This is a genomic window from Pseudoalteromonas thalassia (assembly GCF_049257215.1).
Taxonomy (GTDB): domain Bacteria; phylum Pseudomonadota; class Gammaproteobacteria; order Enterobacterales; family Alteromonadaceae; genus Pseudoalteromonas; species Pseudoalteromonas lipolytica_C.
In genome coordinates, this window is sequence record NZ_JBMMUE010000025.1 from 18,610 (window position 1) to 33,039 (window position 14,430).

A 14,430-nucleotide genomic window follows, 5' to 3' on the forward strand; every position below is an offset into this window, starting at 1 on the left:
TATTATGGCTAAAAAAGTTGAAGCTATTATCAAGCTACAAGTTGCCGCTGGTATGGCTAACCCTAGTCCTCCAGTAGGTCCAGCACTAGGTCAACACGGTGTAAACATCATGGAATTCTGTAAAGCGTTCAACGCACGTACAGAGTCTATCGAAAAAGGCGCTCCAGTTCCTGTAGTGATCTCTGTTTACGGTGACCGTTCTTTCACGTTCGAAATGAAAACTCCACCGGCTGCTTACTTACTTAAGAAAGCTGCAGGCATCAAATCAGGCTCAGGCCGTCCTAACACTGAAAAAGTGGGTACAGTTACACGTGCTCAACTTGAAGAAATCGTTGAGACAAAACGACCTGACCTTACAGCGGCTGATATGGACGCTGCGGTTCGCACTATCGCAGGTTCTGCGCGTGCGATGGGCTTGAACGTAGAGGACTAAGATAATGGCAAAATTAACTAAACGTATGCGTACAATCCGCGAAAAAGTGGATGCGACTAAAGATTACGAAATCAATGAAGCAGTTGCTCTTTTAAAAGAGTTAGCGACAGCTAAATTCGTAGAAAGTGTTGACGTTGCTGTTAACCTTGGTATCGATGCTCGTAAATCTGACCAAAACGTTCGTGGTGCTACTGTACTACCTAACGGTACTGGTCGTGAAGTTCGTGTTGCTGTATTCACACAAGGCGCTAACGCAGACGCTGCGAAAGAAGCTGGTGCTGAATTAGTGGGCATGGAAGATCTTGCTGATCTAGTTAAGAAAGGCGAGATGAACTTTGACGTTGTTGTTGCATCTCCAGACGCTATGCGTGTTGTTGGTCAACTAGGTCAAATCTTAGGTCCACGTGGTCTAATGCCAAACCCTAAAACTGGTACTGTAACGCCTAACGTTGCAGAAGCAGTTAAAAACGCGAAAGCAGGTCAAGTTCGTTACCGTAACGACAAGAACGGTATCATCCATACTACTATCGGTAAGGTTGATTTCACTGCTGAGCAACTTCAACAAAACCTTGAAGCTCTTATTGTTGCGCTTAAGAAGGCTAAACCTTCTCAAGCAAAAGGTACTTACGTGAAGAAAGTAACTATCTCTACAACAATGGGCGCAGGTGTTGCTGTTGACCAAAACTCACTAAGCACGACTGTTGCTTAATTAAGAGTTTACATGGCGTGAAATTTGAACTATAATTTTGCGCCATTTTGTTGAGAAAGTTAATTTCAAAACAAGTAAAGAATTCGGGTTGAAGTCCATAATTTCGTAATGCCTTCGGGTAAAAACGATAAATTGGGCTTCCGTCCAAGACCGTAGGCGGCCCTAGGCCTTAATCATTTTACCTACGTAGACGGTGTGAATCCCCAGATAGATTTTTCCTAATCTTCTGGCTCTCGCCGTAAAAAGCATCTCCATCATTGATGGGGAAGAGTAGAACAGGGAAGCCAATATCGGCGACCCATTAAACCAGGAGTAACACCCATGGCTTTAAATCTTCAAGGCAAAAAAGCAATTGTTGCTGAAGTCAACGAAGCAGCCACTGGTGCTCTTTCTGCAGTTGTTGCAGATTCTCGTGGTGTAACAGTTGGTGCTATCACTGCCCTTCGTAAAGAAGCTCGTGAAGCTGGTGTATGGATGAAAGTTGTTCGTAACACTCTAGCTAAACGTGCTGTTGAAGGTACAGATTTTGAGTGCCTTTCTGACTCATTTGTTGGTCCAAGCTTAATCGCTTTCTCTTCAGAGCACCCTGGTGCTGCTGCGCGTATCTTCTCAGATTTCGCGAAGAAGAACGAGAAATTCGAAGTTAAGACGGCTGCATTTGAAGGTAACGTAGTAGACGCAGCTATGCTAGCAACTCTACCTACTTACGACGAAGCTGTTGCACGCTTAATGAGCGCTATGAAAGAAGCGTCTGCAGGTAAATTGTGTAAAACAATTGAAGCAGTACGTGTACAGAAAGAAGAGCAAGCTGCTTAATTTTAAGCTGTTTTTTTGTTCACTTTCGGTGTAATATTTTTTTTGGACTAAAATTAGTCCGTAATAATTAGGAAATTTGTAATGTCTGTAACTAAAGACCAAATCCTTGATGCTATTGCTGAAATGTCAGTAATGGACGTTGTTGCTCTAGTTGAAGCAATGGAAGAAAAATTCGGCGTAACTGCAGCTGCTGCTGTTGTTGCTGGTCCAGCTGCTGAAGCTGCTGAAGAGAAGACTGAGTTCGACGTAATCCTTGCTGGCGCTGGCGCTAACAAGGTTGCAGCTATCAAAGCTGTACGTGGTGCAACTGGTCTTGGCCTTAAAGAAGCTAAAGCACTTGTTGAATCAGCTCCTGCACCTATCAAAGAAGGTGTATCTAAAGAAGAAGCTGAAGCACTTAAGAAAGATCTTGAAGAAGCTGGTGCTGAAGTTGAGATCAAGTAATCTAGCTTACGCTAGGTTCGCTGCCTGAGAAATCAGGCAAGGGCTGGTGATTATTTAATCACCGGCCTTTTTGCGCTATAGAGCGACACAATCCTGTAGCGCAAATAAAATCTAATTTTCTCTTTGCTTTCAAGTTGTTACCTCTTTTGGTGTTGAAAGTAGCAGAGCAAAATAGAACAACAATTTAATGTTGTACATCTTGGCATAGATGCCAGTTAAGTCTGTTCTTACAAGAACAGGTCGGGTCAAAGATCAGCAAGCTGAGGAACCCCATGGCTTACTCTTATTCTGAAAAGAAACGTATCCGTAAGGATTTTGGTAAACGTCCACAAGTTTTGGATATACCTTTCTTACTGTCGACGCAGTTAGAATCGTTTAAAAAATTCTTAGTCCCTGACGCTGATGGCGATCACGGTTTGGAAGCTGCTTTCCGTTCTGTGTTTCCGATCAAAAGCTACTCGGGAAATTCTGAGCTTCAATACGTAAGTTATCGTATTGGTGAGCCAGTATTCGATGTAAAAGAATGTCAAATTCGCGGTGTGACTTATTCTGCTCCACTTCGCGTAAAATTGCGTCTTGTGGTGATGGACAAAGAAGCACCAGGCACAGTTAAAGACATTAAAGAGCAAGAAGTTTACATGGGCGAAATTCCGCTCATGACTGATACCGGTACCTTTGTAATCAATGGTACAGAGCGTGTTATCGTTTCTCAGCTACACCGTAGCCCTGGTGTATTCTTTGATAACGACCGCGGTAAAACTCACTCGTCAGGTAAAGTACTTTATAACGCGCGTGTAATTCCTTACCGTGGTTCATGGTTAGACTTCGAGTTTGATGCAAAAGATAACCTATATGTACGTATTGACCGTCGTCGTAAATTACCGGCGTCTATCATCTTACGTGCACTAGAGTTCTCTACAGAAGAAATCCTAGATATCTTCTTTGATACTACTGCGTTTGAAGTTACTGACGGTAAAGTTCTTATGGAACTTGTACCTTCACGTTTACGTGGTGAAACTGCCGCTTTTGATATCAAGAGCGATGACGGTGAAGTCCTTGTTGAAGCGGGTCGTCGTATTACTGCGCGTCACATCAAGAACATCGAGAAAAAAGGTATTAACCAATTAGAAGTACCTCATGAGTACATCATTGGTCGTGTTGTAGCTAGAAACTACGTTGACGAGTCAACGGGTGAGATCATCGCAAATGCGAATGACGAGCTATCACTTGAGCTAATGGCTGAATTGGTTAAAGCAGGTCACACTAAGATTGATACACTATATATCAACGAAGTGGACAGCGGCGCCTACATGTCAGATACATTACGTATCGACACAACAAGCAACCGTTTAGAAGCATTAGTAGAAATTTATCGCATGATGCGCCCAGGCGAGCCACCGACGAAAGACGCGGCTGAAGCCTTATTTGATAACTTGTTCTTCTCTGAAGAGCGTTACGATTTATCAACAGTTGGTCGTATGAAGTTCAATAGCCGTGTAGGTTATGACACTGATACAGGCCCTGGCACATTATCGAAAGAAGACATCGTAGCTGTTATGAAAGTGCTTATCGCTATTCGTAACGGTGTTGGCGATGTTGATGATATCGACCACTTAGGCAACCGTCGTATCCGTAGTGTTGGCGAAATGGCTGAGAACCAATTCCGCGTTGGTCTAGTACGTGTTGAGCGTGCTGTACGTGAGCGTTTAAGCTTAGGTGACCTTGACGCTGTAATGCCACAAGATCTAATTAACGCTAAGCCAATCTCGGCAGCGGTTAAAGAGTTCTTCGGTTCATCTCAGTTATCACAGTTTATGGACCAAAATAACCCGCTTTCAGAAGTAACGCACAAGCGTCGTATTTCTGCATTAGGCCCGGGTGGTTTAACACGTGAACGCGCTGGCTTCGAAGTTCGAGACGTTCACGTAACTCACTATGGTCGTGTATGTCCAATCGAAACGCCTGAGGGTCCAAACATCGGTCTAATTAACTCATTGTCTACGTACGCACGTACAAATGACTATGGTTTCTTAGAAACACCTTACCGTAAAGTGGTAAATGGTGTAGTTACTGATGAAGTAGATTACTTATCAGCCATTGAAGAAGGTCAGTTTGTTATCGCTCAGGCGAACTCAAACTTGAACGAAAACAATGAGTTTGTTGATGAACTAATTCCATGTCGTCACAAAGGTGAATCAACCTTTATGGGCAAAATGGATCAGCAATATATGGACGTATCACCACAACAGGTGATCTCTGTAGCGGCAGCACTTATCCCGTTCCTAGAACACGATGATGCTAACCGTGCATTGATGGGTTCAAACATGCAACGTCAAGCAGTACCAACACTTATCGCGGACAAGCCGCTGGTAGGTACAGGTATTGAGCTTACACTAGCAAAAGACTCTGGTGTAACTATCGTTGCTAAGCGTGGTGGTGAAGTAATGTATGCGGATGCAAGCCGCATCGTTGTAAATGTACATGAAGATGAGCGTATTCCTGGTGAAGCGGGCATCGATATTTACAACCTTACTAAGTACACACGCTCAAACCAAAATACATGTATTAACCAAAAGCCAACTTGTATGGTTGGTGAGCCGGTAACACGTGGTGACGTATTAGCAGATGGTCCTTCGACTGACTTAGGTGACTTAGCACTTGGTCAAAACCTTCGCGTGGCATTCATGCCATGGAACGGTTATAACTTCGAGGATTCAATCCTACTATCTGAGCGCGTAGTTCAAGAAGATCGTCTAACGACTATCCACATTCAAGAACTACAATGTATCGCACGTGATACTAAATTAGGTCCAGAAGAGATAACAGCAGATATCCCTAACGTGGGTGAATCTGCACTAGGCAAGCTTGATGAATCAGGCGTTGTTTATATCGGTGCTGAAGTTAAAGGCGGCGATATCCTAGTAGGTAAAGTGACTCCGAAAGGCGAAACGCAATTAACACCTGAAGAAAAGCTACTACGTGCTATCTTCGGTGAGAAAGCGTCAGACGTTAAAGACAGCTCTTTACGTGTACCAAACTCTGTAACTGGTACTGTAATCGACGTACAAGTTTTCACCCGTGACGGTGTTGAAAAAGATAAGCGTGCGTTAGAAGTTGAAGACATGCAGCTTCGCGAAGCGAAGAAAGACTTCAACGAAGAGTTCCGTATCTTAGAAGCTGGTGTATTAGACCGTGCTCGTAAGTTACTTATTGACGCAGGTCTGAGCGCAGATTCAATTGCATCACTAAACGCTGAAAAGCTGCTTACGCAAAGCCTTGCTGAAGAAGACAAGCAAGCTGAACTTGAGCAACTAGCTGCTCAGTACGATGAGCTTAAAGCTGAATACGATAAGAAGTTTGAAAACAAACGTCGTAAGATCACTCAAGGTGATGACTTAGCACCAGGCGTACTTAAGATTGTTAAAGTATACCTAGCTGTTAAACGTCGTATCCAACCGGGTGATAAGATGGCGGGTCGTCACGGTAACAAAGGTGTTATCTCGACTATCGTACCAGTAGAAGATATGCCATACGATGACAAAGGTCGTACGGTAGACATCGTTCTGAACCCGCTAGGTGTACCATCACGTATGAACATCGGTCAGATCCTAGAAACACATATGGGTCTTGCTGCACGTGGTGTGGGTGAGCGCTTAGAAGAAATGATGAAAGAGCAGCGTGAACTGCACGAAATCCGTAGCTTCGTTAAGAAAGTTTACGAATTAGGTGATTGTCGTCAGAAAGTTGATATCGACTCGTTCTCTGATGATGAAGTTCGTCGCTTAGCTGAAAACTTGAAAGGTGGTTTACCGATCGCAACTCCAGCCTTTGATGGTGCTCGTGAAAGCGAGATCAAAGACTTACTAGAGCTTGGTGGTTATCCAAGAAGCGGTCAAGTTACACTTTATGATGGCCGTACTGGCGATCAGTTTGAACGTCAAGTAACTGTTGGTTACATGTACATGCTGAAACTTAACCACTTGGTTGATGACAAGATGCACGCACGTTCAACTGGTTCTTATAGCCTTGTTACTCAGCAGCCGCTGGGTGGTAAAGCTCAGTTCGGTGGCCAGCGTTTCGGTGAGATGGAGGTGTGGGCACTAGAAGCATACGGTGCTGCATATACCCTACAAGAAATGCTAACAGTGAAATCGGATGACGTGAACGGTCGTACTAAGATGTATAAGAACATCGTAGATGGTAACCATAAGATGGAACCAGGTATGCCAGAATCGTTCAACGTATTGTTGAAAGAAATCCGCTCACTGGGTATCAATATCGAGTTGGAAGAAAATTAAGCCATTTAGGTGCGGCGTAAGCCGCACCTGTTAGGCCGAATAGAATGTAGGGGCGATTGGTTCGCCCTCAAGATTAACCTCCGACAGGAGAGCTAAGGTGAAAGACTTACTTAAGTTTCTGAAGCAACAAAATAAGACCGAAGAATTCGATGCAATTCGCATTGGTCTTGCTTCGCCAGATATGGTTCGTTCATGGTCATACGGTGAAGTAAAGAAACCTGAGACAATCAACTACCGTACTTTCAAGCCTGAGCGCGACGGCTTATTCTGTGCCCGTATCTTCGGCCCAGTGAAAGATTATGAGTGTTTATGTGGTAAATATAAGCGCCTTAAGCACCGTGGTGTTATTTGTGAAAAGTGTGGCGTTGAAGTAACGCTGACTAAAGTGCGTCGTGACCGTATGGGTCATATTGAGCTTGCTAGCCCAGTTGCGCACATTTGGTTCTTAAAATCATTACCGTCACGTATCGGCTTAATGCTAGACATGACACTTCGTGACATCGAACGCGTACTTTACTTCGAATCATTCGTAGTAACTGAGCCTGGTATGACAACGCTTGAGCGTGGTCAGCTTTTAGGTGAAGAAGAGTACCTAGATGCACTTGAAGAGCACGGTGATGAGTTTGAAGCGAAGATGGGTGCTGAAGCAGTATTAGACTTGCTTCGTGAACTTGATCTTGGCCAATTAATTGCTGAAATGCGTGAAGAGTTACCAACAATTAACTCTGAAACTAAGCGTAAGAAGATCACTAAACGTCTTAAATTAATGGAATCTTTCCACCAATCAGGTAACAACCCTGAGTGGATGATCATGACTGTACTTCCAGTACTTCCACCTGATCTACGTCCATTAGTACCACTAGACGGTGGTCGTTTTGCGACTTCTGATCTGAATGACCTTTACCGTCGTGTTATTAACCGTAATAACCGTCTTAAGCGTCTATTAGATCTAGCTGCACCAGACATTATCGTACGCAACGAAAAACGTATGTTACAAGAAGCGGTAGATGCGCTACTTGATAACGGTCGTCGCGGTCGTGCGATCACAGGTTCTAACAAACGTCCTCTTAAATCGCTTGCTGATATGATCAAAGGTAAGCAAGGTCGTTTCCGTCAGAACTTACTTGGTAAACGTGTAGATTACTCTGGCCGTTCTGTAATCACAGTAGGTCCTACGCTTAAACTACACCAGTGTGGTCTTCCTAAGAAGATGGCACTTGAGCTATTCAAACCATTTATCTATGGCAAACTAGAGCGTCGCGGCATGGCTACGACTATCAAAGCTGCTAAGAAGATGGTTGAGCGTGAAGTGGCAGAAGTATGGGATGTATTAGACGAAGTAATTCGTGAACATCCAGTATTACTTAACCGTGCACCAACACTTCACCGTTTGGGTATCCAAGCGTTCGAGCCTGTGCTTATCGAAGGTAAAGCGATCCATTTACACCCATTAGTTTGTGCGGCGTACAACGCTGACTTCGATGGTGACCAAATGGCGGTACACGTACCGTTAACGCTTGAAGCACAGTTAGAAGCACGTGCTCTAATGATGTCTACAAACAACATCCTATCTCCAGCGAATGGTGAGCCAATCATCGTTCCTTCACAGGACGTTGTATTAGGTCTTTACTACATGACTCGTGATCGCATCAATGCGAAAGGCGAAGGTACTGTATTTAAAGATCCTAAAGAAGCTGAAAAAGCATACCGCAGCGGTAACGCTGAGTTACATGCACGCGTAAAAGTACGTATCAGCGAGACTATTAGCTCTGAAGATGGTGATGCAGTTGAGCAAGTATCTATTGTTGAAACAACAGTAGGTCGTGCGATTCTTTCACTAATCCTACCTAAAGGGATGCCGTTTGAGTTAATCAACCAAGCCCTAGGTAAGAAACAAATTTCTGGCTTATTAAACGAGTGTTACCGTCGTCTAGGTCTTAAAGATACTGTTATCTTTGCTGACCAAGTAATGTACACCGGTTTCCACTACGCAATGAAGTCAGGTGTTTCAATCGGTATCGATGACTTAGTTATCCCACCGGTTAAAGCAGAAATCATTGAATCAGCGGAAGCTGAAGTAACTGAAATCAACCAACAATTCCAATCAGGTCTTGTAACGGCTGGTGAAAAGTACAATAAAGTTATCGATATCTGGTCACGTGTAAATGAAAACTTATCACGTGAGATGATGGCGAACTTATCAAAAGACACTGTAATCAACGCGAAAGGCGAAGAAGAAGAGCAATCTTCATTCAACTCAGTGTTTATGATGGCAGACTCAGGTGCACGTGGTAGCGCCGCTCAGATCCGTCAGTTAGCGGGTATGCGTGGTCTAATGGCACGTCCAGATGGTTCAATCATCGAGACACCAATCACGGCGAACTTCCGTGAAGGTCTAAACGTACTACAGTACTTCATCTCGACGCACGGTGCGCGTAAAGGTCTTGCCGATACAGCACTTAAAACAGCAAACTCGGGTTACTTAACGCGTCGTCTAGTAGACGTTGCGCAAGACTTAGTAATCAACGAAGACGATTGTGGCACAGAAGATGGCTTAACAATGAAACCGCTTATCGAAGGTGGTGACGTTGTAGAAGCACTTCGCGAACGTGTTCTTGGTCGTGTTGTTGCTGAAGATGTATTAATCCCTGGTACAAACGAAGTACTTGTTGAGCGTAACATCATGCTTGACGAAAAACTGTGTGACCTTTTAGAAGAGCACTCAGTGGATGAAGTACGCGTTCGTTCAGTAATCACTTGTGATAATGACTTTGGTGTATGTGCTAAGTGTTACGGTCGTGACCTTGCGCGTGGCCACATCATCAACCCAGGTGAGTCAGTAGGTGTTATCGCGGCACAATCAATCGGTGAGCCGGGTACACAGCTTACGATGCGTACCTTCCACATCGGTGGTGCGGCATCTCGAGCGTCTGCTGAAAACAGTGTACAAGTTAAAACTAACGGTACATTGAAGTTACACAATGCGAAGTACGTATTAAACACAGACGGTAAGATTGTTATCACGTCTCGTTCAACAGAGATCACTATCATCGATAGCTTTGGTCGTGAGAAAGAGCGTTATAAAGTTCCTTACGGTGCGGTGTTAACGGTACAAGATAATGCAGAAGTTCAAGGTAACGATATCGTTGCAACTTGGGATCCGCATAGTCACCCAATCGTTCTTGAGCACAAGTCAAAAATCTCGTTCAGCGATATTGATGACTCAAATACCGAAGCACAAACAGACGAGTTAACTGGTTTAACACGTGTGGTTGTTAAAGACTTAGGTAAAGCGAATGCGAAAGAACCTAAACTAATCATCGAAAGCGATGAGCGTGGTCTGCAAGAAACACGTCTACCTTCATTCACAACGATTGAAGTAACAGACGGTGCAACTGCAAACCCAGGTGACGTACTTGCACGTATTCCGCAAGAAGGTTCGAAAACTCGTGACATCACGGGTGGTCTACCTCGCGTAGCTGACTTATTCGAAGCACGTAAACCGAAAGATCCTGCAATCCTTGCAGAAATCACAGGTACTATTAGCTTCGGTAAAGAAACTAAAGGTAAGAAGCGTCTTGTAATCACTCCAGCTGAGGGTGACGCATACGAAGAGATGATCCCTAAATGGCGTCAACTTAACGTGTTCGAAGGTGAGCAAGTGTCTAAAGGTGAGGTTATCGCCGATGGTCCAGAATCACCACATGACATCTTACGCCTACGTGGTGTAACTCATGTAGCTAACTACATCGTTAACGAAGTGCAAGAGGTTTACCGCTTGCAAGGCGTTAAGATCAATGACAAGCACATTGAGACAATTATTCGTCAGATGCTACGTAAATGTATCATCCTTGACGGCGGTGACACTGAGTTCTTAGCCGGTGAACAAGTTGAAGTGGCACGCGTAAATATCGCGAACCGTGAGCTTGAAAAGCAAGGCAAGATCCCAGCTAAATTTGAAATCCAATTAATGGGTATCACTAAAGCGTCACTTGCAACCGAATCTTTCATCTCAGCAGCGTCATTCCAGGAGACAACACGTGTCCTAACTGAAGCAGCTGTAAATGGTAAGAGCGATGAGCTTCGTGGTCTTAAAGAGAACGTAATCGTGGGTCGTCTGATCCCAGCTGGTACAGGCTTTGCGTATCACCAAGACCGTTTGAACCGTCGCAAGCAAGGTGAAATCGTTGAAGAGCAAACAGTAAGCGCTGAAGAGGCAACTCAAGCACTAACTGATGCACTTAACGCAGATATCTCTGGAAACCAATAATCTCAACTTAATCAATGGATTAAGAAATCGTAAGGCAGTTATCTGCTGCCTTACGATGAGTTAAGGTTGACAGGTTAAACTTTGCTCATTAAAATTCCGCCACCCATTTGCCTGCACGTTTAGTAACGAGCATGTAAACAGGGCGGATTTTTTATTTTTTCAGTAGTAATTTTAATTTCAGGAGCTATTTAAATGGCAACTATTAACCAGCTAGTGCGTAAGCCACGTCGTAGCAAGGTTACTAAAAGTAACTCAGCTGCGCTTAAAGCGTGTCCGCAAAAGCGTGGTGTATGTACTCGTGTATATACAACTACACCTAAGAAACCAAACTCTGCATTACGTAAAGTAGCGCGTGTTCGTTTAACAAACGGTTTCGAAGTAACATCTTACATCGGTGGTGAAGGCCACAACCTACAAGAGCACAGTGTAATCCTTATCCGTGGTGGTCGTGTTAAAGACTTACCAGGTGTGCGTTTCCACACTGTACGTGGTGCACTTGACTGTGCAGGCGTTAGCGACCGTCGTCAAGCTCGCTCTAAATACGGTGCTAAACGCCCTAAGGGCTAATGGTTCTCCGTTAGTAAGGCCAAGCACTAAATTTTTAAATTAATTGTTTTGGGTATTGACTCTAAAAGAGCAAACCTGAAGATACCGGAGATACAAAATGCCTAGAAGACGCGTAATAGGTCAACGTAAAATTCTTCCAGATCCTAAGTTCGGATCGGAACTTCTTGCTAAATTCGTTAACGTAGTAATGTTAGACGGCAAGAAATCTACTGCTGAAAAAATCGTTTATGGTGCGTTAGACGTGGCTGCTGAGAAATCAGGCAAGTCGCACCTAGAAATCTTTGAAGCTGCACTTGAAAACGTTCGCCCACAGGTAGAGGTTAAATCTCGCCGTGTTGGTGGTTCAACGTACCAAGTACCAGTTGAAGTACGTCCAGTACGTCGCAACGCATTAGGTATGCGTTGGTTAGTAGACGCTGCACGTAAGCGTGGCGAAAAATCTATGGGCTTACGTTTAGCTCAAGAAATCGTTGACGCTGCTGACAACAAAGGCACTGCGGTTAAGAAACGTGAAGACGTTCACCGTATGGCTGAAGCGAATAAAGCATTCGCTCATTACCGTTGGTAATCTGTCCTTAACCTTTAAGAGGATCATATGGCACGTACAACTCCACTTGAGCGCTATCGCAATATCGGTATTTGCGCTCACGTAGATGCAGGTAAAACCACAACAACAGAACGTGTTCTGTTCTACACAGGTCTTTCTCATAAGATCGGTGAAGTACATGATGGTGCTGCAACTATGGATTGGATGGAGCAGGAACAAGAGCGTGGTATCACAATCACTTCTGCTGCAACAACGTGTTTCTGGAAAGGGATGGACGCTCAATTTGACGACCATCGTATCAATATCATTGATACTCCAGGACACGTAGATTTCACTATCGAAGTAGAGCGTTCTTTACGCGTACTAGATGGTGCGGTAGTTGTTCTTTGTGCTTCATCTGGTGTACAGCCGCAAACTGAGACAGTTTGGCGTCAAGCGAACAAATACGAAGTTCCTCGCATGATCTTCGTAAATAAAATGGATCGCACTGGCGCTGACTTCTTAACAGTGGTTAGCCAGGTGAAATCTCGTCTTGGAGCAACGCCTGTTCCAATTCAGCTACCAATTGGTGCTGAAGACGACTTTAAAGGTGTTATTGACCTTATTAAGATGAAAGCCATTAACTGGAATGCCGAAGATCAAGGCATGACTTTCTCTTATGAGGCAATTCCGGCAGAACTTCTTGAGCTTGCAGAAGAATGGCGTTCTCACTTAGTTGAGAGCGCTGCTGAAGCCTCAGAAGAACTAATGGATAAATATCTAGAAGGTGAAGAACTGACTGAAGCTGAAATTAAAGCAGCTTTACGTCAGCGTACATTAGCAAACGAAATTGTTCCAATGACGTGTGGTAGTGCATTTAAAAATAAAGGTGTTCAAGCTGTGCTTGATGCCGTTATTGAATATATGCCTGCACCAACACAAGTGAAACAAATCCAAGGTATCTTAGAAGATGGTACCGAGGATGAACGTCCTGCTGATGACAACGCACCGTTTGCCGCACTTGCTTTTAAGATTGCGACAGACCCGTTCGTTGGCACCTTGACCTTCTTCCGTGTTTACTCTGGTACTGTTAAACAGGGTGACGCGGTATACAACCCAGTTAAAAGTAAGCGTGAGCGACTTGGTCGTATCGTTCAGATGCATTCAAACTCACGTGAAGAGATCAAAGTAGTCTACGCAGGCGACATCGCAGCGGCTATTGGTCTTAAAGACGTAACAACAGGTGAAACACTGTGTGATCCGAACTCAATCATTACGCTTGAGCGTATGGAGTTCCCAGAACCAGTTATCTCTGTTGCGGTTGAGCCTCGCACAATCGCTGACCAAGATAAGATGGGTATCGCGTTAGGTAAACTAGCGGCAGAAGATCCGTCTTTCAGAGTACAAACTGACGAAGAATCAGGCCAGACTATTATTTCTGGTATGGGTGAACTTCACCTTGATATCATTGTCGACCGTATGAAACGTGAATTCAGTGTTGAATGTAACGTTGGTAAGCCGCAGGTAGCATACCGTGAAGCTATCCGTTCAGCTGTTGAAGTTGAAGGGAAGTTCGTACGTCAATCAGGTGGTCGTGGTCAATATGGTCACGTCTGGCTTAAACTTGAACCGATGGATATTTCGGAAAATGATGCGCCAATTTACGAGTTCGTTAACGAAGTTGTTGGTGGTGCGGTTCCTAAAGAATACATCCCTGCGGTAGATAAAGGCATCCAAGAGCAAATGGCTCAAGGTGTGCTGGCAGGCTACCCATTACTTGGCGTTAAAGCGACTCTATTTGATGGTTCATTCCATGATGTAGACTCGAATGAGATGGCATTTAAGATTGCAGGTTCAATGGCGATGAAGAAAGGTGCGCTTGAAGCAAACCCAGCTCTTCTAGAACCAGTAATGAAGGTTGAAGTTATCACTCCTGAAGAAAACATGGGTGATGTAGTTGGTGACTTAAATCGTCGCCGCGGCATGATCGAAGGCATGGAAGAAGCATTCGGTGGTCTTAAGCAAATTAATGCGCAAGTCCCACTTTCTGAAATGTTTGGTTATGCAACTGATCTGCGATCTGCAACACAAGGCCGTGCATCTTACTCTATGGAGTTTTTGAAGTATGCAGAAGCCGCTAAGAACGTTGCAGATGCAATAATTGCAGCTCGCGCTGTTATATGATTTAGCTTGTCTGGCCCAATAGTGGGTCAGGCGTTAATTTCTTTATAGGAATTTTTTAAGATGGCAAAAGAAAAGTTTGAACGCGTAAAACCGCACGTAAACGTTGGTACAATCGGCCACGTTGACCACGGTAAAACAACTCTAACAGCAGCAATCACTAACGTACTTGCAAAAGTATACGGT

Annotated in this window: 10 protein-coding genes; all 10 read left to right on the forward strand. The window is 44.2% G+C overall.

The window, feature by feature from the left end:
* The first annotated feature begins 4 nt into the window (after positions 1-4).
* Positions 5-433, forward strand: coding sequence for a 50S ribosomal protein L11 (rplK, locus tag AAEU31_RS19845; RefSeq protein ID WP_036971575.1), 429 nt, complete (start codon positions 5-7; stop codon positions 431-433).
* Positions 434-437: 4 nt separating this feature from the next.
* A complete protein-coding gene (gene rplA, locus AAEU31_RS19850; RefSeq protein WP_135922810.1) occupies positions 438-1,142 on the forward strand; it encodes a 50S ribosomal protein L1 in 705 nt (234 codons plus the stop codon).
* 321 nt (positions 1,143-1,463) lie between these two features.
* The gene (gene rplJ / locus AAEU31_RS19855; RefSeq protein ID WP_135922809.1) at positions 1,464-1,958 is read left to right on the forward strand and encodes a 50S ribosomal protein L10; all 495 of its coding nucleotides are present in this window, start codon (positions 1,464-1,466) and stop codon (positions 1,956-1,958) included.
* 81 nt (positions 1,959-2,039) lie between these two features.
* Positions 2,040-2,402, forward strand: coding sequence for a 50S ribosomal protein L7/L12 (rplL, locus tag AAEU31_RS19860; RefSeq protein ID WP_135922808.1), 363 nt, complete (start codon positions 2,040-2,042; stop codon positions 2,400-2,402).
* A gap of 272 nt (positions 2,403-2,674) precedes the next feature.
* The gene (gene rpoB / locus AAEU31_RS19865) at positions 2,675-6,700 is read left to right on the forward strand and encodes a DNA-directed RNA polymerase subunit beta (RefSeq protein ID WP_135922807.1); all 4,026 of its coding nucleotides are present in this window, start codon (positions 2,675-2,677) and stop codon (positions 6,698-6,700) included.
* Between the two features lie 97 nt (positions 6,701-6,797).
* Complete coding sequence (rpoC, locus tag AAEU31_RS19870; protein ID WP_135922806.1) at positions 6,798-10,970, forward strand: DNA-directed RNA polymerase subunit beta'; 4,173 nt, start codon at positions 6,798-6,800, stop codon at positions 10,968-10,970.
* A 192-nt stretch (positions 10,971-11,162) separates the two neighbouring features.
* A complete protein-coding gene (rpsL, locus tag AAEU31_RS19875) occupies positions 11,163-11,537 on the forward strand; it encodes a 30S ribosomal protein S12 (RefSeq protein WP_002958885.1) in 375 nt (124 codons plus the stop codon).
* Between the two features lie 97 nt (positions 11,538-11,634).
* Positions 11,635-12,105 (forward strand): 30S ribosomal protein S7, encoded by a 471-nt coding sequence (gene rpsG, locus AAEU31_RS19880; protein ID WP_054554834.1) that lies wholly within the window; start codon positions 11,635-11,637, stop codon positions 12,103-12,105.
* Positions 12,106-12,132: 27 nt separating this feature from the next.
* Positions 12,133-14,247: an elongation factor G gene (fusA, locus tag AAEU31_RS19885; protein WP_135922805.1), complete on the forward strand. Its 2,115-nt coding sequence runs from the start codon at positions 12,133-12,135 to the stop codon at positions 14,245-14,247.
* Between the two features lie 60 nt (positions 14,248-14,307).
* Positions 14,308-14,430, forward strand: a 123-nt coding sequence (locus AAEU31_RS19890; RefSeq protein WP_249929207.1) for a GTP-binding protein, incomplete at its 3' end; no start/stop codon positions are given.